Origin of the sequence: Acetobacterium sp., assembly GCF_039830195.1 — a bacterium.
In the GTDB taxonomy this organism is placed as follows: domain Bacteria; phylum Bacillota; class Clostridia; order Eubacteriales; family Eubacteriaceae; genus Acetobacterium.
The window spans coordinates 101,098-122,021 of record NZ_JBDODG010000034.1; the positions used below are offsets into that span (position 1 = coordinate 101,098).

Consider the following 20,924-nt stretch of genomic DNA (forward strand, 5'->3'; position numbering starts at 1 on the left):
GCTTACCTCTTTCCATTAATAAAATACTGTTTCGTGATCTTATTCCTGATCTTGGCGATCCTGATTTAAACAAAAAAAACTGTACACGAATGCACAGTAGCTTGACATAAATTCCCTACGCCGGCATTATCCGTATCAGGTGCATGGGTCGAAGCAGCGCTTTACTTCCTCTCAGCCTAAATGCATAAGCTCCCCAACTCTTTAATTGTGATAAAGATTATCATACCGCCAGATTTTTGTCAACGGTGTTCCGCTCTTAATTGACTCATTGAATTGGCCCATCAAAACCTTAATTTAACTTAAACTTAACCTCTTTCAAAGTTTGACTAAAGGTTCGCGGCCTAAGATAAAGACAAGAGATAAACATCTCCTCTTTTTCTTTTCATTCCTAATATAAAAAAAACAGCGCAGTCATCCGGACCGGCTGTTTTTTTTATGCCCGTTTTTTGTTTGCCTAAATATAATCTGAGAAATAAATTTTTTCATTGGCGATGACACTCTCCAGAATGGCCACCGTTTTTTTGCTGGCCTCCAGCCGTTCAATTTGCTGGAGGTAGGTGGGCCGCTTATAACCCAGTAGCATACAGGTCAAAATCCCGATTTCCAGTTTGACCCGGTTTTCCGAGGGTTCATCAACTAAAACCGGGGCCTCACTCGGGCTGAACTTGACCGTGAAGCTGCGATTATTCCACTCCAGCACGGTGTCGACAATGTCAAAGGTCACCGACTCATTGATTGCGGTGTTGGAAAATTGATACTGTTTGAAAAACCCTTCAAAATCCACAATCCGCGCCATGATATAAGGCCGAATGGTTTCTTTCATATCGCTGTCGCCGAACAGAAACGAGATCGTGTGGTTATTGTAATTATTGCCGACGACCTCATTGATCATCGATTCATGGGCCGCGATATAGCCCCAGAGCCCTTTGCGGGCTTCCTGGTTCAGATACACCATCTCTTTGACATGAAAGACATCATTTTCGATCAGATAAACCAGATAACCCCGGGGCTGATCATCTTCGCCATAATAAATGGCGGCCGTGACATCTTCCACATCCCAGCGCCAGTATTCCTCCCAGACCAGTTCATTACGAACCAGACAGCCATGGGTTTGTCTGGCAAAGGTGTCATGAAGGGCGATGAGATCCGGACTGTTCTCTTTGACCCGTTTTACCCGTCCCGGCACATCGATGTCCCGGGGCAGTTGATTGTCGCGGATACGGAAGGTCATCTTATCCGAGACGACCTCCCAGCCCTTATGACGATAGAGCGGGTGTGAATAGGGAAATAAAAATGAAATACACTGGTTGCGTCCGTACATCGTTTCCAGACTTTTTTTCATCAGCCCGGACATCAGACCCAGACCCATGTATTCCGGATAGGTGGCCACTCCGGTAATATAACCCATCTCATAGATACTGCCGCTGATGTTGACCTGCAGCGGATAAACGGCGATCTGAGCCGCCAGTCGCTCATCCTCAAACCAGCCGATGACCTCGGCTTTTTCCAGAATCGGAAATTTCGACCGCTTAATCTCATCGTGTTTCCAACCAACTTTTAACAGCTGCTCATCGGTCACCTGAAAAGCGTACCTCAAAATATCATTAAACTGGGTTAAGTTTTTGGCTTCCAGCCGCCTTAGTTCCAGATCTTTTCTTATCTCTTTATTCATAAAATTCTCCTTATATCGATGCTTTATAGTACCACTTAATACCCTAATTTTTAAAGTAGAATCAAAACAATTATGCTATACTATTACCTAAACTGTAGACGAGGTATAAAAATGTTAAAAGAAACCGATCTTACCTTTATCCAAACGGTCCTGACCTTTTGGGATCATTTAAATCAACACCAGAAAAACATGCTTTTGGAAAATGCCATGCCGGTAAAATATAAACGCGGTGAAAATGTTCACCGCGGCGAAAACGACTGCGTCGGGGTACTCTTGATCAAAAGCGGCGAATTGCGCACCTATATTTTATCCGAAGATGGCCGGGATATCACCCTTTACCGACTGGGGCCCAATGATGTCTGCATCTTATCCGCCTCCTGTATCCTGGAAAATATTACCTTTGATGTGCATATTGATGCCGAAAAAGATTGTGAGGTGCTCCTGCTCAAGTCCTCCGTCTTCCAGCAGATCTGCAACGAAAACATCTATGCCGAAAATTTTTCTTATAAATCGATGATCGATCGTTTTTCCGACGTGATGTGGGCGATGCAGCAGATTCTCTTTATGAGTTTCGATAAACGGCTGACCATCTTCCTGCTGGATGAGGTTGCCCGCACCGGTTCCAACACCATTGTCATGACCCATGAACAAATTGCCAAATATGTCGGTTCCGCCCGGGAAGTGGTTTCCCGAATGCTGAAATATTTTGAAAACGAAGGCTACGTCAACCTGTCCCGAGGTAAGATTGAAGTGATTGATAAGGTACAATTGAAAGAAATAATTTAACGGCTCAAACGCTTAACACAAAGCACCACCCAAAAAATTTAAAAGAGCAACCAATTTCTCAGTTGCTCTTTTTGTGGTTATTCAGCTACTAAATCTAAAATATCTGCTTTGGATTTTGCGCCCACGGCTTTTTTCACGACGACGCCGCCCTTGACTACTGCCAGTGTCGGGATGCTCATGACCTTAAATTCAGCGGCCAGTTCCTGTTGTTCGTCGACGTTTATTTTCCCGACTTTCAAAGTGAACACCTCATCGGCAATTTCATCGATGATCGGCGATACCATCTTACAGGGACCGCACCAGGGTGCCCAAAAATCGAGTAATACCGGTTTATCTGAATTGATGACTTCCTGTTGAAAATTATCTTTGGTAATTGTTACTGCGCTCATATCTTTAATCTCCTTAATCGTTAATTTGTATATCTTTATTATAACCATTTGGGATTAAAACTCCGTAACTTGATCACAGAGTTTCAGATTTCTTTACGTTACTTAACTAGGCCAGCACCTGATTAATGCCCCCGATGTTTCTGCTTTTTCTTCTCCTGCCGCAGATCAAATTGCTGTTGTTTTTCTGCTTCCGTTTTCTCCCGGTTAAACGCTTTCCGGATTATCTTTTTGTTTTCTTGTTCTTCTTTTAATGCCTGCTGAGCCTTGGTTCCAATGCTTTTCGCGGCCATTTGCCGATTGATATCCCGCCTCATCCGCTTGGGATTAATCCGCTTTTCCGGCGCTTTTTCATCGGTAATCGGCTGGCTGAATCGGAGCTGATTGTAATTCTTAAGCAGAAATTCGTAGATTTCCCCATCCTTGGGTTCCGAACCGAAGGTTACCTTGGCCACTTTCAGCATGTCGCCATCCACGCTTTCAAAAACGCCAACCCAAAAGGGGTCGTCAAAAAAAACCGTCAATTTGGCTGTTACTTTGTCCATATTCAATTCCTCCTAGAAAATAGTGACAAAGAACGGACAACCTTAGGAGGCAGGTTACTGACGGCATCAACCGCGTCTGGACTACCAACCAGAACTGTGTTTTTATCTTTGGTGTTATTATAACACGTTTAGCGAATTCAGCAAGGCCTCCGAATTGGTGAAGCTAATGTTACCACTCCAAACCCTTTATTGATTTGTTTCAATCATTATTTTTAATCCCTTTGCCCAGTGAATCGCTCAACTAAAAAGACACCGAATTGAAAATAAAAATTTCCGATCCGGTGTCCTGGTTATCGTTCAAATGAGCGGCGTTTATAACTTGACGAGAATTTTCCCCCGCTCACCTTTAACATTGTTTTTAAACTTTTCAGCCCGTTTTTCCCATAGCTCAACACTATGGGCTGGTCCCTCACTGCCGGGGTTTTTACCGTAAAGCTTGGCCTTGTCCCAAACCGTTTCCCAATACGACGCTTCTCTTAATTTTAATATTTCTTCCATTTCTTTAAGCCTCTTCCAACAGAAAATCAATAATATTAAGATGCTTTATTCCATTCCTTGAAAAATCAAACTTGTCTAAAGACAATACATATTTGGGATAATTATCCTTAACCGATTTATATGCGCCAAACTCTCGATCAACAACGCTTTCATCTGCAAGCAAATATGCCACTTGGTAATAAGCGCGTTCATTAAGTAATGAAGATACTGCAGTTCAACAAGGAGTTAAACAAAACACACCATAAAGCGGTATACTTTTAATGTTGTTTTCAAAGCCAAAATTTTTAGCAGAAACACGTATACCGTAAGGCGGTTTATACAACGACATAAACAATTTCAAGCTTTTAGCTTTGACGTTTTCGGCCGATTTAACTTCCAATGGAATGACATTTCCCTGACGATCCTGAAACACAAAATCCAACTCCGCTTTACCCGGCGAACTCCAGTAATAGGGCATAAAACCAGTGGTGACAAGAGCCTGCATCACATAGTTTTCTGTTAACGCGCCCTTAAAACCATGAAAACTTACCGGGCTATCTAAAATAATATTGGCCCTGATGTCAAATTTGGAACACAGCAGGCCGGTATCAGCCATGTATAGCTTAAACGAACCATTATCTGCATAAGCGGATAGCGGCATCATTCCTTCTTGAATGCGAATACACTTATTAACAATGCCTGCGGCTTTTAACCAGTCCAAAGGAATTTCATAATCGTAAGCTCTTGCCCCGGATTTAATAATTTTATATTGAAATTTATGGTTCTCTTTTGCCAGTTGAGCCGGAACACTTGACCACGCCGCCATAATTTTAGTTGTTTCGTGTGGTGTTGCATATTTAGCCATGTCGGCGATATACGAATCATTAAGCGTCTTTTGAGCAACCATCACAAAATCAAAATCTCTTGTCTCAATGTATTCTGTTACCGACCGGGGCATTCCACCGACCACCAAATATGTCTTATACAAATCCATTGCCGTTTCGTGGAGGGACAAAGGGGCAAACGTTTCAAATGATTCATAAATAAGGTCCCTGATTTTACGATTATCCGTCGCCCATAGAAACTCTTCAAAATCAAGGGGATACAGGGTGATCATCTCTACCTTTTAATTAAGTACTTTTCTATCTTACGTTCCATAATATGCGCCCTTCCTACACTTATTGTATCATACATCTGTGATCATTCAACTCATTTGGCATTTTTTTATGCACCTACTCAAACTGCGCCTGATACATCTGCCAGTAACTGCCGCGCTTTTTCATCAGTTCTTCGTGGGTTCCCTGTTCCACCACATCGCCCCGTTCCACCACCAGAATCAGATCGGCATTCTGGATCGTGGACAGCCGGTGGGCGATGACGAAACAGGTTTTATCTTTCATCAGCTGACGCATGGCTTCCTGAATCTTTTTCTCGGTGCGGGTATCCACGTTGGAAGTGGCCTCATCGAGAATCAGCATTTTGGCGTCCAGCAGCATTGCCCGGGCGATCGTCAAGAGCTGCTTCTGTCCCTTGGAAATATTGGTGCCTTCATCACTCAAAATGGTTTCGTAGCCATGGGGCAGATGCTCAATAAACGAATGAATACGGGCCGCCTTGGCCGCCTGGACCACCTCAGTCATCGTGGCATTTTCTTTGCCATAGGTCAGGTTTTCATAGATCGTGCCATGAAAAATCCAGGTATCCTGAAGTACCATGGCGAACGATTTTCGCAGGCTGTCCCGAGTCAGCTCCCGGACTTCATTGCCATCCACATAAATATTCCCGGCTTCGGTATCGTAAAAACGCATCAGCAGATTGATGATCGTAGTTTTTCCGGCCCCGGTGGGACCGACGATGGCAATCAGCTTGCCTGCTTCGGCCTGCAGACTGAGATTTTTAATGATCACCTGATTGGTATCATAGCTGAAGCGGACGTTATTCATCACGATATCGCCCTTGACACTGGTCAGCGCGGTCATCTTTTCAGTGTCCTTGGCCTCTGACAGTTCATTCAGTAAGGCAAAGACCCGCTCCGCGGCCGCCAGGGACGACTGCAGATCGTTCATGATATTGGCCATTTCGTTAATCGGCCCGGAGAACTTCCGGGAGTACAGCACAAAGGAGGAAATCTGCCCAATCGTCATCGACCCGGCCAGATATAAGAGGGCCCCAAAGACACTGATGCAGGCCAGCGAGACATTGTTGATAAAATTAATGGTCGGAAATATCATACTGCCATAGTATTCAGCATTGTAGTAGGCATCCACCGCTTGTTTGTTTTTAATATTGAATTTTTCAATCGTATGCTCTTCCTGATCATAGATTTTCAGGGTCTTCTGACCCGATACCATTTCTTCCACAAAGCCATTGAGTTCACCCAGTTTTCGGGAGCGCCGGCTAAACAGCGGGCGGGTCTTTTTAACCAGGTAACGGGACATCAAAATCGACGCCGGTACCGTAAAGGCAAAAATCAACACCAGTTTTGGCGAGATCGCCAGCATCATCAAAAACGAGCCCAGCACGGTGATCACCGCTGAGGATACCTGAATCAGATCGCTGGAAATTGAACTGTTAACCGTATCAATATCATAGGTAATCCGGCTGATGACATCGCCGGTCTGGTGCAGATCAAAATAACCCACCGGCAGATCCATCAGCTTGTTGAAGACATCCTTGCGCATGGCGTAGGTAACCTGACGGCTGACCCGAATCATCAGCACTTCCAGCACATAGGTCAGTCCGGCTGCGCCGATATAAAAGACGACCATCCAGCCGGCGTAATAAAATACTTGCCCAAAATTGACCTGGCCGGTGCCCAGTTCGATGGCATCAATGGCATAGCCGGAAAGAAGCGGCCCCACCAGGGCCAGCAGGTTGCTGCCGATGGTTAAGGCAATGGCGGCAAACAATCGCCATTTATAGCGCATCAGGTAGCCGCCCAACTGGATCAAGGTGCCTTTGCGGTTTTGTGGTTTGTCAAATTTTTGTGATCGTCGCATTTCAGGACACCCCCATCTGGGAATGACTGATTTCCCGATAAACTTCGCAGCTCTTCATCAGATGCTTATGCTTGCCGTAGCCGATGACCGCACCATCTTCCAGCACCAGAATATGATCGGCATGGCGGATCGAACTGACCCGCTGGGCGACGATAATAATGGTGGTTTCATCAAAGTTCTCTTTAATCGCCTTACGAAAGGCGGCATCGGTTTGATAGTCCAGGGCGCTGGAGGCGTCATCCAGCACCAGTATTTCCGGGCGGGCTGCCAGCGCCCGGGCAATCAGGATCCGCTGTTTCTGACCGCCGCTGAGGTTGGCGCCTTTGATGGTCAGCTGTTCTTCGGACTGGTCAGCTTTTTCAGCCACAAAGCCTTTGGCACCGGCACAATCAATCGCCGCAGCAATGGCCGCTTGGGACAGATTTCGGCCCAGATCAATATTCTCCTCAATGGTAGCTTCAAAAATCATGTCATTTTGAAAGACCACCCCGAATTTTTGATGCAATTCCCGGGGATTCATGGACCGGACATCCCGACCCGCAATGGTGATGGTCCCCTCATCGGTATCATAAAGCCGGATCAGCAGGTTGAGCAGGGTGGTTTTGCCGGCCCCGGTTTCGCCGATAATGCCCAGGGTTTCCCCCTTGGTCAGGGCAAAAGAAATGTTGGTCAGGTTGGGTTCTTCTTTATTATATGAAAAGGTCACATTTTGAAATTCGATAAAAGCACCCGTTTGCGCCACTTCACCAGCTTCCGCCGCTGCCAGTACGGTCAATGCATCAACACTATCCAGGGCCTGAACGATCCGCTCGGCCGAAGCTGTGGCCTTTGGCCACATCTCAAATAATTTGGAAATCGCCACAACGGCATGGAGAATGATCGTGAAATAAGTCATAAAGGCCAGGATAATGCCCACTTCGGAGCTACCGTTATTGACGCCATAGGCCCCCACTACCACCACGCCGACCAAACCCAGATTCAGACAGATATTCATCGCCGGCGAAATCACCGCCACCGTCATCCGGGCTTTTTTCTCCTGGTTTACCACCTTGATGTTAATGGCATCAAAACGCCTTTTTTCATAGTCCGTTTTAGATAAGGCCTTGATCACCCTAATACCGTTGATGTCTTCGCGGACCACTCGGACAAAGCCGTCAAAGGCCTGTTGTAGCCCGGCAAAAAGCGGCATGCTTTTTCTCGAAACCAGGGTAATCAACACCGCCATAATTGGCATAATTCCAATCAGCACCGTTGCCAGCACCGGGTCCAGGGTCATCGTGACAATGATCCCGCCTACCAGCATAATCGGGGCCCGAACCCCCAGTCTTTGGATGCGGATGATCATCTGATGGATAATGTAGGTGTCCGCGGTTAACCGCGAAATTACCGACGGTTTGGTCAGGGTGTCCATCTGCTGATTGGAAAAATACATCACCCCGGCAAACAGATCATGGCGGATCACCTCGGTGGCATCGCTGGCCACCCTGGCGGCCATCCGATTGGCAATAATATTAAAAACCATCCCGATGATCGCACAGACCACCATCACACCGCCCCAATAAAAAATTGGCAACCGCTCATTTAACGGAATCACCTGATCAATAATGAAGGCCAGAATCGAAGGAATAATCAAATCCATGATCGAACCGGTAAATTTAAAGAATACGCCAAAAGCCATCCGGCCGTAAAATGGTTTCAAATATGTGGTAATGATCCGTTTCATCTGCTCCCTCCTCACTCTTTTTACAGTCGCAACTATATTCATTCACACTGCTTAATTCACACTGCTATCATTTTAACCGTTTTATTATTTTTGTTCACTACTTTTTTAGTAGAATTGATTTTTTTGATGACGTAGGCAATTTGAACCACAAAAGAAGCAACCCCTTGTTCAGAGATTGCTTCTTGCGTAACTCTCACTGCTGATCCGGTTTTTCCAGCGCCAATAGCTTTCTTTTGAGCGACAGCCCGCCGCCATAGCCCACCAGACTGCCATTAGCCCCAATCACCCGGTGACAGGGAATGATAATGGCAATGGGGTTCTTGTTATTGGCGCCCCCCACGGCCCGACAGGCTTTATCATTGCCGATCGCCCGGGCAATATCCTGGTAGCTGCAGACCGTGCCGTAGGGAATCTGCCGGAGGGCGTGCCAGACCTTTTGCTGAAAGTCGGTGCCCTGGGGAGACAGCGGCAAATCAAAGCGCTGTCGTTTTCCGGCAAAGTACTCCTGGAGTTGCTGATAGGCGCTTTTAATCAGTGCTGTTTCGCGACAATTAACCCCATCCGGCAATGACTCCGCAAAAATAACCCCGGTAATGACGGCACCATTTTCTATAATCACTATTTTCCCCAGCAGGGTTTGATAACAAAAGCCATGATCCATCGCCTTTACCTCACTTCATCATTTTTTATGGCCGGCTATTTTTGCTCTTGTTGCCGCAATAAATATTCAGCCATGGCCACATCTCCCAGTGGCCGGCTCATCAGGTAGCCCTGAATCCAGTCACACTGTTTATCTTTGAGAAAGTCAAACTGGAGGGTTTCCTCCACCCCTTCAGCCACCACCTGGATGCCAAGACCATGGACCATCTCAATAATACTGCCGACAATCCGATTGTTTTTTTCACCCTTTTCCAGCGCCGCAATAAAGGAACGATCAATTTTGAGCACATCAATGGGTAATTGCAACAGATAACTCAGCGAAGAATAACCGGTTCCAAAATCGTCCAGGGATATCAATACCCCAAATGCTTTTAACTCCGTGATGATTTCAATCGCCTGTTCGATATTGCCAATAAACACCGATTCGGTAATCTCAAAGGTCAGTTGTTCCGGGGGCGTACCGGCTTCGCGGATCACGGCCTTAACCCCGGCCAGAAAACCCGGCCGTTTCATCTGAACGGCCGAAACATTAACCGCAATGCGGATGTCAATGCCAAACTGCTCCCGGACTTCGCGGATTTTTTCACAGGCCTGTCGTAGCACCCATTCGCCAAGATCGCCAATCAGGCCGATCTCTTCGGCCAGGGGAATAAACTCCGCCGGTGAAACCAGCCCCCGCTCCGGTGCCTGCCAACGCATCAGCGCTTCAAAACTGACTTTGTTCCGATCCGTCAGATCGACAATGGGTTGATACTCGACAAAAAACTGTTCTTTTTGAAAGGCTTCAATCATCTGGTTTTCCAGTTCCATCTTATAGAGCACTTCGGTTTTCATTTCTTTACGATAAAATTGGATCGAATTTTTTCCCATTTCCTTGGCCTTGTACATCGCTGTATCCGCGGCTTTTAACAGATCGTTGCTGCTTCTGGCATCCACCGGCCAAATGGCAATACCAAAACTGGCGGTAATAATCACCGCTTTGTCCTCCAGGTAGAAGGGATTGCCCAGCTGGTTCAGCAGTTTTTGGGTATCGCCGAGGATCTTTTCGTCAGAAATCTGGCGGCGGATCAGAATCGCCAGTTCATCCCCACCCAGACGACCCAGCAGATCCTTGTCGTCCATCGCCTCTCTTAACCGGCTGGTGACTTGTTGCAGCAGTAAATCACCGGCACCATGTCCCATTGAATCGTTGATTTTTTTGAAATTATCCAGATCGATGAAGACCAGGGCAAAATGATGCGGGCTCCCCTTATTCAGATCAATCAACAAGTCAATCTGCTCCATGATCATCTTCCGATTGGGTATTCCCGTGAGGGTATCGGTATAAGCCAGAAATTCCAGGCGCTCGCGATTGGCTTCAATCTGGGTATTGTAGAGAACCAGCAGTTCATTCTGAGCTTTGAGCTGCTGCTGGTGAGCGATCACATCGTCATAAAGTTGATTGAGATCTTCCTTCTGGCTGACGGTATCAGCATAGATGGCCGATTTTTTGCTCAGGATCTGTCGATAGATCCGGTTGGTGACAATGCTGGCCACAATAATACACAAAAGCACCGCCATCAGGGTCAGGTTAAAAGCATGATCGATCTGGATGGTTGCTGTCGGATAATAAAACAGACTCGCCATAAAATAGAGCGCCCCGCCGCCAATCATATAGTTAAACAAAGTCCGTTGAACCATCATATTGGACATGATGACCATGATCAGAATAATCATCCAGAAAATGATCGTTAACCGCTGATAATATGCCAGATAGGTTGCCAGCAAACCCAGCAACAGCGCACTACTCATTAAATGAATTTTGAACTGGTTAGACTGTTTCAGGCGAATCAGAATCATCATAAAAAGGCCGCAGAAAAACAGGCTGCTGGTGACTTTGACAACCCGCACCAGACTCTCCTGCCAGTAAATGCCAATGATCCCACTGACTACTGCTGCCAGCATTAGCATGGGTCCCAGCAGTGACAACATCAAAAGCGTTTCATTTGCTTTGATTTTTTCCAGATTATCAGCTTCGGCAATGTTATTAATTAGTTCTTCAAAATGAGCGCGAATGGTTTTAATAAAAATCACCCCTATTTCTGTGCAGCATTGATTGATTAGAAACTATTTTTTGTGTGAGTACAAGTCCTGTTAAAACATATTATACCCCAATTGAACCTAAAAACCAAAACTGTGCGCAAGAAAAAAGCAACCCTGATTAAGGATTGCTCAGACTGTCAAAAAAACAACCTAGTATTTAATATTTAATGACGCCCAGGGCCTCTAAAATCGAACTGATCAGAATCGCAACAATACAAAGCGGGGCAATATATTTAATCATAATGATAAAGAGTTTTTCCCGTTTAAAGGGTGAGGACAGTTTGACCTCATCGGTTATTAGCTTAGTTTCCAGAACATGACCCACTAGGATGCACGTGAAAAAGGCTCCGACCGGCATCAAAATGGAGTTCGTGATAAAATCGAAGAAATCCAGAAAACTGAAGCCAAATATCAGCACCTCACTCCATACCCCTTGTCCCAATGACGACGGGATTCCAATCAGAACGGTCAGCACGGCGACAATCAGCACCCCTTTTTTTCGTTCCCACTTAAACTGATCACAAGCGGTTGCTACCACCGCTTCCATCAGCGAAATAGACGATGTCAGAGCGGCAAACAACACCAACAAAAAGAAGGCGCCCCCCATTACATTTCCAAAGCCCATCGTTTCAAACACCTTGGGCAGGGTGACAAACATCAGCCCGGGACCCTTGTTAAGGGCGGCGGGATCGCCACCGGAAAAGGCAAAAACCGCGGGGATGATCATAAATCCCGCCAATATGGCAATGCCGGCATCAAACACTTCAATTTGCTTAACCGAAGCTTCCAGATCCTCTTTTTTGCTGAGATAAGAACCATAGGTTACCATGATCCCCATAGCCAGGGATAGGGAGTAAAACATCTGCCCCATGGCGGCCAGAACGGCCTGAAAGCTGAAATTGGCCAAATCCGGGTAAAGGAAGTACCAAACTCCGGCCATCGCCCCGGGCTGCATGATCGAATAGATTGACAGAAAAACCGACATTACAATCAAAATCGGCATTAATATTTTACTGGCTTTCTCAATGCCGTCCTTGACCCCGCGGATGACCACAAAAGTGGTGGCCAGCACAAAAATGGACTGCCAGACAATCGGCTCAACGGGTTGGGCAATATAGCCGGAAAAATAGTCCCCACCGGCTGTGGCCATACCGCCGCCGGTTACAAAAACCATAAAATATTTAATCACCCAGCCCCCGATGACACTGTAATAAGGCAGAATCAGAAAAGCTACCAATGAGGCAATAATCCCCACAAAACTAAAGCGTTTATCCAGGGCCCGATAAGCCCCCACCGGGCTAAGCTGGGTTTTTCGACCGATTGCCAATTCTGCCGTCATGATTCCAAACCCCAGAGTTAATACAAAAAACAGGTAGATCACCAGAAAGAGCCCACCACCATATTTAGCCGCCAAATAGGGAAACCGCCAGATATTCCCCAGCCCCACTGCCGACCCGGCCGCGGCCAACACAAATCCTATTTTACTTGAAAACTCACTGCGTTTATCCACACCAATTCCTCCCACCGTTTCTATTTCAATTTTATTTTTTGAGCGAGTCCCAAATTAATTCGCACCTTACCATTTTAACCGTTTTAAAATTTTTTTCCAGTACTATTTTTTTACAGTACCTTAAGGCTGTTATCTTTTCTAGTCAAACGCCCAACTAACGTTAACCGGGCGGTGCCGCCAGCTCCTCAATTATTAATTTTTGCTTAATGCCTGTTTGCTTGCTTGACTATCTAGAATAGATCGATTATAATTCAGATAAATAATCGCAATATAATAATATGCTAATAATAATAGTTGGAAATAATTAAATAAAATTTCGGCAAAATTATCGAAAGGTAATGACGCAAAGCTATAGGGGCCTAACCTGATGGAAAGCCAGCCAGTTGCATAAATACATTTAGATGATAAGTGTGCAATGTAGTAATGCGTTGCACATTTTTATTTTGAAAAAAACTTAATATTTGGCAAACTCATTGAAAAGTGAGGACGCAAAGCTAAAGGGCCTAAGTAGATTTATATGGCAGCCAGTTGCAAAACAGTCTCTTTTTTTAGTGACTTTAAAAGCAACGTGGCATAACGTTGCTTTTTTTATTAGAAAGAGAGATCGAAAATGAAAAATATCAAGAAATTAAGAAATATACTGGTCAGTGCCGTTTTTATAATCAGCTTTTTACCAACTGGTTTAGTATCGGCCGCCAATTACGATCATTATCCGAATGATCCTTATCTGGGGTCTACCTGGCAGTATGGCAAAGTCGGGATTGATAAAACCTGGGACGCGATTAATAGCGACAATGAAATAGTGGTAGCAGTTCTGGATACCGGTTTGGATGTCAATCTGACTGATTTAGAGGACCGAATCACGACCGGCTATGATTTTTTAAATAATACTTCTAATATGATTGATACCCAGGGACATGGCACGATGGTCAGTAGTACCATTGCCGCCGTGGCCAATAATGGGATCGGGATTGCCGGAGCAGCAGGAACGGCCAACGTCAAAATTGCCCCCTATCGGATTGGCGATGCAACCCTTAATAATGATGCGATCTATGCCGCCATTGTGGATGCCGCCAACCGCGAAGAAGTGCGGATTATCAATTTAAGCATTGGTTCCTACGAGTATAATGCCAGCCAGGCCGCAGCCATTGCCTATGCAATCAGCAAAGGCAAGCTGATTATTGCCGCCGCCGGAAATCATGGTGAAGAAATCGCCGGGGTTGATCCTTATTATTATCCGGCCTCTTATCCCGGGGTTATCTCGGTCGGTTCGTTGGGTATAAGCGGCGAGATTGCCTCGTTTTCGCAGTACAATGATGCCGTTGATTTCTATGCGCCAGGCGAGAGCCTGATGGTGCTGCGCCCCGGCGACAGCTATGGTTGGGAGGATGGCACCTCTTTTTCAGCCGCGATTGTATCTGGTATTTGCGCTGATTTACTGGCCCAGGATCCTTCCTTAACGGCGGCTGAAGTCGAGTCTTTATTAACAGAAACCGCCCTGAGTTTCACTACACCCGGGCCCGCAAACGGGCATGGTTTGGTGCAGGCGGATAAAGCGTTGGCAGAATTGAAGAGTCGATCGGCTGTAGCTTATGTGCATGAGCATACCACCATGGCGATCAATCTGTGGCAATTCAGTTAATGACAACTCTGACGCTGATTGAACAACAAGTTTGAATTATAAATGTAAAAAAGGGTCGGTTTTCTGTTTTTATGCAGATAAACCGACCCTTTTGTTTGTTATTAGCTACCCACAAAGAATACGGAAGCAATAAGTGTACACCATGTCCTTAAACTACTGGTTCTACTACTTCTAATGTGAAACTTGTCTCTGCATTGCCATTGTTTGAACTATCAAAAATGGTATCGGCGGCTACTTTAAATGTGAAAGTACCTGTTAAACCTGCAATACCATTAGTACCATTTGGCACAATAATCAATTGATTCTTAATAGAACCTTCCCGATAGATCTTGCCATATATGGTTCCTTCTTGAACTCCCTCGCCGGACATTGTCACTACTGCCCCTTCATCCAATATTGCCCCATTCTTAAACGTGACATTTTCATTTAGCTCAACCACAATTTGAGTGGTCAGCGAATCTTTGTCCAAAACCAGTTTCAACGGGTTTTCTGTCGCATTAACTGTGGTGTCAGAGTTGTTATTCAATATCGCAGTCAATGCCGTCATCGTTGGTTTTTCGGTATCTGGTGCCAAGACATTCAGATTAAATGATGTTTGTGCATTTCCCAGTCCACCACCTTCAAAAGCGATGCTGGAAGGCGATTGGATGTTACTGCTATCATTATCAACCAGATCACACACTAAATTTTCAGGAATTGAAAAAGTTGTCAGTCCTAATTGACCCGCTGTTCCAATCTCAGGCGAAGCCGGCTTAATCACAACGAACGTCGAATCATTGCTATCAACCTCAATACTTCCATAGGATGTACTGGTTCCATGTATCAAAATTGTTGCACCATCTTTTACAGTTACGGGTTCACTCATTTTTACGCGAATTTCGCTGGTTACTGAATTTTGGAGTACATTCATTTCAAAAACTTCATTATTTTTGATTGCTTCAATCTCAACATCATCAACCATTGCCGTGATCCCTTCGATGGTTGGTACTGCTGTATCCACAACTTTCAATAATATCTGATCAAGATAATCTCCATTAATTCCTTTTATTTCATTGCCTGACATATCTGTTATCGTATCGTCAGGAAGCGTAAAGGCAAAATAACCAAGTCTGCCCGCTGTTCCAAGGGCTTCTGAATTTGGTGTAACAATTAGCTTTTGATGGTTTTCATCCGCATATTCGATTTTGCCATATTCAACCAACTGATTGTCGAGTCTTATTTGCAGAACTGGATTCGCACTTAAAACGACAGCTTCGTTCATATCAAATTCTATTTTTTTAGTAATAGCATAGCGCTCCAGGGTAAGTATGCCGCTCTTCAAGTCCAGTGGAACATTGTCGCCATCACTTAATTCAATAATCGCGTTGGTTATGCAAGGATCTTCCGTGTCTTGGATAGTTTGCGCTTTAAGTTCGATGCCTGTTGATTGATGCAGGTATTCAATTACTTTGCCCTTCCGTAGAATGGCCTCTGCGGTTACCATCAGATCTGATTTCAGACTCTTGTCTGTAACCGTGATATCAAATCCAGTTTGTTTCGCCGCCAATTGTTTTTCTTCATCCAGGGGATTCAGCAAATCAGATAATCTGATCTGGGTACCATTATTTTCTGTTACCTTCGAGCTGTCCACTGTCACAGGTATTCCGAAAGCATTGATGGTTACCGTTTCATCATCAACCAATGGCCGGCTCAGGTAAATCAATGTATCAGCATAATAACCGCTTAAAGCTTCTTTGTCTTCTGGAGTCAACTGATTCAAATACGTTACGGAAATTTTATCCACACCTGGTACTAGGCTGATACTGTTTTTGTATGCATCCATAAACGATGGATAAATAAAAATACCAAAACCTGAATTACCACGATATACACAGGTGCCATCACTTTTGTTAAGTCCATTCCAAGCCGCAATACTGTTTGACGATTTTAGGTTTACGTCTGAAAAGCTTATCTTGATGTCATCCCCTTGATACTTTGCCAGCGGGGCATTATCAGAAGAAATTCCCAACAATTCCGTCAACCCAATTCGGTTATCGCTCCATTCTTTAAAAGAGCTGCTGGTAATGACCTCTTCCTCTCCGTAAGCATGCACTTTAATTGATTCGCCTTCTGCCAGTGGTCGTTCAAAGGAAATCAGAGTATCGCCGTAAAGACCAACCAGGTTATTGACATCAACGGTAGTCAATTCATCCTTATGGGTAACTGTAAAACCTTGGTTGGTATCGGTAAGGATCTCCACCGATTTATCATAGGCCTCAAAACTAGGTGGATTGATTGACATTCCAGTATAGTGATCTAAATACTCAATCTGATCGTCTTTGACAAGAATTGCCGTAGCTGATATATACATCTGTTTTTTTAGGGTATTTTCATCAACGGCAATCTCAAATGAACCCGTCTGATTTACGGCCAGGTTTGCCTCATCCCGCTCAATATCCAACAATTTTGCCAGGCGGTAACTTTGCTTTTCGCTGTCTTCAGCCGGTGAGGTGTTTGTAATAACTACAGGCTCGTTAAGATTAGATGCCTTTACCGTCACTATTTCCCCTTCTTCAAGGGCTTTGTCCAGATATATCATAGTGTCGGCATAGTAGCCCGCCAGCTTAGCCTGCACTACAGGAGATAAACTACCTGTGTAGTTCACCAAAATTTTGTTGTCCTCAGAACTCAATTCAATACTGTCACTGTAGGCTTTAAAACTAGGCTGATAAAGTGACAAACTTGTACCATAATTGAGATACTCAATACCATCAGTGGCGGTATTAATCAGAATCGGATTGGCGTAGACACGAATATTACGATTTAAACCATCAACCGAGAACTCAATCACATCATCACCAGACTTTCCGGCAGCCTTCTGGGTAATATCCATCAGATCTGACAATTTGATTTGTGTTCCATCCATCTTTCCTTTTGTTAATGGCTTTGTATCTTTAAATGCTGAAACGGCGATCGTTTCTCCCTCTTCAAGCTCACGATCTAAATAGATCATCACATCAGCCTGATAATCTTTTAACCCCGTCACCGCAGCCGGGGATAACCCCCCTTTGTAATTCACAATTATTTGTGAGTTCTCAGCCGTTAAAGAAACCGAGTCCCGATACTCATCTATCCAGGTTGGATAAAGGGCAGCACCAGCTCCACTACCAGCATAGATTGATGCCTCATTGGTTTTAACCAGGACTGGATTAACAAATATGACATTGCTGCGAGTTAAATTGATGTCTGTTAGACAAACCTTTTCATCTTTTTGATCAACTGCCAAGTTCGACGTAGCCACCATTAGTTTGGATAAGCGGATCTCGGTTTTGTCTTCATTCTCCGTAACCGTACTGCTGGTCAAGGTCGCCTCTTTTCCCATTGCCGAAATTTTGATCGATTCGTCTGCTGCCAACGGTCGTGCAAGTTGAATGATTGTGTCGGCATAATAATCGGCTAAACCTTGTTTTTGCTCATCGGTCAAATTACCAGCATAATTGAATAAGAATTCGGAATTCTGGTAATCAATGGTTAACCCATCGGTATAGGCCACCAACCAAGAGGGTGATAGTTTGAGGGCATAGGCATTGGTGAAATTCTTGATATACTCATCACCATTTTTGCTGGTACAGGGGCAGACCGTAACATATCGTTCGACTTTTGTGCTGACATCTTTGACGGTAATCGTAACTGTCGACTTCTGATTCTGAATCAGATCACCATCCACCAATTTACGGCCCAGTAGTTTAGACAATAAAATCTCTTTACCAGAGAGGTCTCTATTTGTTATCGGTATTGTCGTTTTGCCTACCGTTAATTCAAAAACTTCACCATTCGACAACGGCGTATCGATCAGAATTACCAAATCTGCATACAATCCATTTAAAAGACTCTGCTGAGCCGTTGTCAATTCATCTGGGTAGGTTACCGTACAAATATTGTCTTCAACACTCAATTCTGGCGTATAGGAAAACAATGCTTTCATATATGCATTTGCCTGAGCATCGTCTTGGGCAAGCTTAATGCCTTCGGTTACTGCCGTCTGAACAGCTGCTCTATTTGCGAACCTATTCTTGTCAAGAAGGGTCTGAACCACAATGCATTCCTCCATGTAATCCAGTTGATCAAATCCAGTCAGATCCAGTCTTAGTGCATTCTTCCATAATAGCTCCAACATGGCGCTATTATTTTTAGCATTATTAAACTCTGCCACCCTCAACTCTTCAGCTGAAGGACCTGACGGCGGCGATGGTGGCGATGGTCAGATTCCCCTTGATGTGAAGATTCTGCAGCACCACATCCGGGGTATCGATGGTAACATCGTTTTCGATCACTTCGGTACCGGTCTTGGGCCCATAGGTGCCAGCCTTATTATAGGCGATGGTCGTCTCTGGTTGCTTGACGATTTTAACCTGCAGTTCTTCTAAGCGCAGGCTTGAACCGGTGGTACCCAGTTCTTCACCATTTTTCTTCCAGCCCCATTCGCCATCTACCTGAGGAATGTCCCCCACATTCTGAACATGACCGCGGTAGTAAACATCATAACCCGGTAAATTCTCCAGCCGGATTTTGATCGACTCCACCCGTTGGCTTTCACCTGTGGTTCCGGCAAAGGTACCGTTTTTGACCGGTATCATCCAACCTTCATTCTGAACGTGTACTTCATAAACAATGTTAGCCCCCTCAGGCACATCGCCGGTCAGTGCGATCCAGAATCCCTCAACCCGAAGGCTCTGACCCCTGGTCCCCAGTGCATCTGGCCCGGCTACCATATCACCCTCCGGTTTTGGCATATTCCCCTGATTTTGAACATGGCCACGGTAGGCCACGCCAATTTCTGCCGTTGCGGTTTTGGTTGCATCCTCATTTGCAGCAAACACACCGGTGGCGAAAATAATTGATAGTACCATTAATAATAACAGCAAACCAGTCGTAACTTTACTCTTAAATCTCTTTTCCATCGCTTTCTTCACAATTTCCCTTTCGCATTACAAATTATTTGAGTGGGGTATGAACTTATGTATAAAGCCAAATCGATGTCTTGAATCGCTCAATTTTTAGTCGCGTTTACCTCCTTCACCACAATTTATTTTAGAATTTATGTCTTTTTTCCTGAAATAAATGATTTAAGGAATTTTAACACAGTAATGAACACAAAACAACGTGTGGCATGTTGTGTGCCACAACTATTTTCGTTTTTTAGATTTTCGACTTTTATTCTGTACTCAAGCTGATTTTTCCGCATTAAAAAAGCTTTACAACAACAATCATTTCGACTGTCATTGCAAAGCTAAACTGAAGGTATTTTTTTATTTAAAGATGAACTTCATTATCACTGGACGTGTTACCCTAATCTTGTTACAATTAAGAATAAGAGTTTCAGATCACATGAACCCCCCGGAAGGAACGCCAGATGACCAAGATTAAAACTGTTTTGAAGATAATTGTTAAAGGGCTTTACTTTACCCAGCTGCTGCTTTTTTTTAGCGTCGTTTGTCTGGGTATTTATCTTTTTGCCGATACCGATCGGGCTGTTCAGGGGTTTGCCCGGTATCTGGTGGTTGAGAAAAACATCCAGCCCGCCGATGTCATCGTTGTGACCAGTGGTGAAGAAGACGCGCTGCGCATCGCTGAAGGCATCCAGCTGCTAAAAGCCGGTTACAGCGATTCTATTATCTTTTCCGGATACGATAAAAATAATAAGATGATTCATGAGGCCATGACCGCCGCCGGCCTTGCGGAGACGACCTACACCATTGACGATCAGGCGACCTCCACCATTGAAAACGCTACCTTTCAGGAGGCCTATGTTAAAGACCACCTGGTTCAGTCGATGCTGGTGGTTTTTTCGCCGCCCCAATCAAGACGAGGGCTGCTGGCCTTCCAACACACCTTTAAAGATTTACCCATTTACGTCAGTTACTCAGACAGCTCCAGCTACCAACCGGATCAGCTTTTAGACAGCAAGGTGACCCGGGAAATGTTTAATAGCCAGGCCCCTAAGTTTGTCTATTATTTTTTCAAATATTCGCTCGGTTATAACCATCAATTTCTTCAAATATATAATACTGTTCAAAAAGTTCGATTGCCATATCAAATTGGGTTAACAAAGATCGATTGGTGATGGTTTTTCTGAATTGGATCTGACTGATGTCTTTACCGAATTTCACAACATCAATCCCCGAAAAACTGATTTCATTATGATCCGCCAGTAATTCTCCGGCAAGATTGTAATAACCATCGTTATAATTAGCGTAGGCACTGACCGTTTTTAGAAAAGTTCTTGATATTTCTTCTTTAAATTCCAAATTATAGCTTTCTTTCATTTTCACTGGTAAGCCTCCCTGTTCTTTATAGGATAATTTTTCCATAGAACCAATCGTGAAACGATATATTTTTCGTTTCATCAATCGTTGCACTTTTGATGAAGTTTTCATTAATCGTTGCACTCCGTATTGCAACG

General features: G+C 44.6%; 16 protein-coding genes, 1 pseudogene and 3 riboswitches. Of the genes and pseudogenes, 3 read left to right on the top strand and 14 right to left on the bottom strand.

Features of this window, described 5'->3' with window-relative positions; genetic code table 11:
* Positions 1-95: 95 nt before the first annotated feature.
* Positions 96-206, bottom strand: a riboswitch (TPP riboswitch).
* 248 nt (positions 207-454) lie between these two features.
* Positions 455-1,672 carry a GNAT family N-acetyltransferase gene (locus ABGU93_RS10795; RefSeq protein WP_347413464.1) on the bottom strand — a complete coding sequence of 406 codons (1,218 nt, stop codon included), beginning with the start codon at positions 1,670-1,672 and terminating at the stop codon, positions 455-457.
* A 111-nt stretch (positions 1,673-1,783) separates the two neighbouring features.
* Between ABGU93_RS10795 and ABGU93_RS10800 the strand changes: the two genes are divergently transcribed.
* Positions 1,784-2,458 carry a Crp/Fnr family transcriptional regulator gene (locus ABGU93_RS10800; protein WP_347413465.1) on the top strand — a complete coding sequence of 225 codons (675 nt, stop codon included), beginning with the start codon at positions 1,784-1,786 and terminating at the stop codon, positions 2,456-2,458.
* A gap of 77 nt (positions 2,459-2,535) precedes the next feature.
* Here the strand turns inward: ABGU93_RS10800 and trxA are convergent, their stop codons facing one another.
* The 10 genes and pseudogenes from trxA to ABGU93_RS10850 form a co-directional block, all read right to left on the bottom strand.
* Positions 2,536-2,847: a thioredoxin gene (trxA, locus tag ABGU93_RS10805; protein WP_026394195.1), complete on the bottom strand. Its 312-nt coding sequence runs from the start codon at positions 2,845-2,847 to the stop codon at positions 2,536-2,538.
* 122 nt (positions 2,848-2,969) lie between these two features.
* Complete coding sequence (locus ABGU93_RS10810) at positions 2,970-3,389, bottom strand: YjdF family protein (protein WP_347413466.1); 420 nt, start codon at positions 3,387-3,389, stop codon at positions 2,970-2,972.
* 312 nt (positions 3,390-3,701) lie between these two features.
* Positions 3,702-3,887 carry a hypothetical protein gene (locus ABGU93_RS10815; protein ID WP_347413467.1) on the bottom strand — a complete coding sequence of 62 codons (186 nt, stop codon included), beginning with the start codon at positions 3,885-3,887 and terminating at the stop codon, positions 3,702-3,704.
* Positions 3,888-3,891: 4 nt separating this feature from the next.
* A pseudogene (locus ABGU93_RS10820) lies at positions 3,892-4,077 on the bottom strand (ATPase); the annotation flags it as partial.
* A 24-nt stretch (positions 4,078-4,101) separates the two neighbouring features.
* Entirely contained in the window at positions 4,102-4,983 is an 882-nt protein-coding gene (locus tag ABGU93_RS10825) for a DUF4143 domain-containing protein (RefSeq protein ID WP_347413468.1), read from the bottom strand.
* A 115-nt stretch (positions 4,984-5,098) separates the two neighbouring features.
* Positions 5,099-6,865, bottom strand: coding sequence for an ABC transporter ATP-binding protein (locus ABGU93_RS10830; protein ID WP_347413469.1), 1,767 nt, complete (start codon positions 6,863-6,865; stop codon positions 5,099-5,101).
* 1 nt (position 6,866) lies between these two features.
* Complete coding sequence (locus tag ABGU93_RS10835; RefSeq protein WP_347413470.1) at positions 6,867-8,588, bottom strand: ABC transporter ATP-binding protein; 1,722 nt, start codon at positions 8,586-8,588, stop codon at positions 6,867-6,869.
* A gap of 193 nt (positions 8,589-8,781) precedes the next feature.
* Positions 8,782-9,249, bottom strand: coding sequence for a methylated-DNA--[protein]-cysteine S-methyltransferase (locus ABGU93_RS10840; protein WP_347413471.1), 468 nt, complete (start codon positions 9,247-9,249; stop codon positions 8,782-8,784).
* A 35-nt stretch (positions 9,250-9,284) separates the two neighbouring features.
* Positions 9,285-11,321, bottom strand: a complete 2,037-nt coding sequence (locus ABGU93_RS10845) for an EAL domain-containing protein (protein ID WP_347413472.1) — start codon at positions 11,319-11,321, stop codon at positions 9,285-9,287.
* Between the two features lie 166 nt (positions 11,322-11,487).
* Positions 11,488-12,840, bottom strand: coding sequence for a sodium-dependent transporter (locus tag ABGU93_RS10850; RefSeq protein ID WP_347413473.1), 1,353 nt, complete (start codon positions 12,838-12,840; stop codon positions 11,488-11,490).
* Between the two features lie 308 nt (positions 12,841-13,148).
* Positions 13,149-13,231, top strand: a riboswitch (cyclic di-GMP riboswitch).
* Positions 13,232-13,293: 62 nt separating this feature from the next.
* A riboswitch (cyclic di-GMP riboswitch) is annotated at positions 13,294-13,376 on the top strand.
* Positions 13,377-13,450: 74 nt separating this feature from the next.
* Here ABGU93_RS10850 and ABGU93_RS10855 point away from each other — a divergent pair.
* Positions 13,451-14,482 carry a S8 family serine peptidase gene (locus ABGU93_RS10855; RefSeq protein WP_347413474.1) on the top strand — a complete coding sequence of 344 codons (1,032 nt, stop codon included), beginning with the start codon at positions 13,451-13,453 and terminating at the stop codon, positions 14,480-14,482.
* A 148-nt stretch (positions 14,483-14,630) separates the two neighbouring features.
* Here ABGU93_RS10855 and ABGU93_RS10860 read toward each other — a convergent pair whose 3' ends face one another.
* Together ABGU93_RS10860 and ABGU93_RS10865 are read right to left on the bottom strand one after the other, a co-directional pair.
* The gene (locus tag ABGU93_RS10860) at positions 14,631-18,674 is read right to left on the bottom strand and encodes a hypothetical protein (protein WP_347413475.1); all 4,044 of its coding nucleotides are present in this window, start codon (positions 18,672-18,674) and stop codon (positions 14,631-14,633) included.
* Between the two features lie 10 nt (positions 18,675-18,684).
* Positions 18,685-19,422 (bottom strand): hypothetical protein, encoded by a 738-nt coding sequence (locus ABGU93_RS10865; protein ID WP_347413476.1) that lies wholly within the window; start codon positions 19,420-19,422, stop codon positions 18,685-18,687.
* A gap of 452 nt (positions 19,423-19,874) precedes the next feature.
* Here ABGU93_RS10865 and ABGU93_RS10870 point away from each other — a divergent pair, with 452 nt between their 5' ends.
* A complete protein-coding gene (locus ABGU93_RS10870) occupies positions 19,875-20,585 on the top strand; it encodes a YdcF family protein (protein ID WP_347413477.1) in 711 nt (236 codons plus the stop codon).
* On the opposite strand, the gene ABGU93_RS10875 is transcribed toward ABGU93_RS10870, so the two are convergent.
* On the bottom strand, positions 20,482-20,898 hold the full coding sequence (locus ABGU93_RS10875) for a hypothetical protein (protein ID WP_347413478.1): 417 nt from the start codon (positions 20,896-20,898) through the stop codon (positions 20,482-20,484). The two genes, ABGU93_RS10870 and ABGU93_RS10875, sit on opposite strands and share 104 nt — an antisense overlap.
* Between the last annotated feature and the right edge of the window lie 26 nt (positions 20,899-20,924).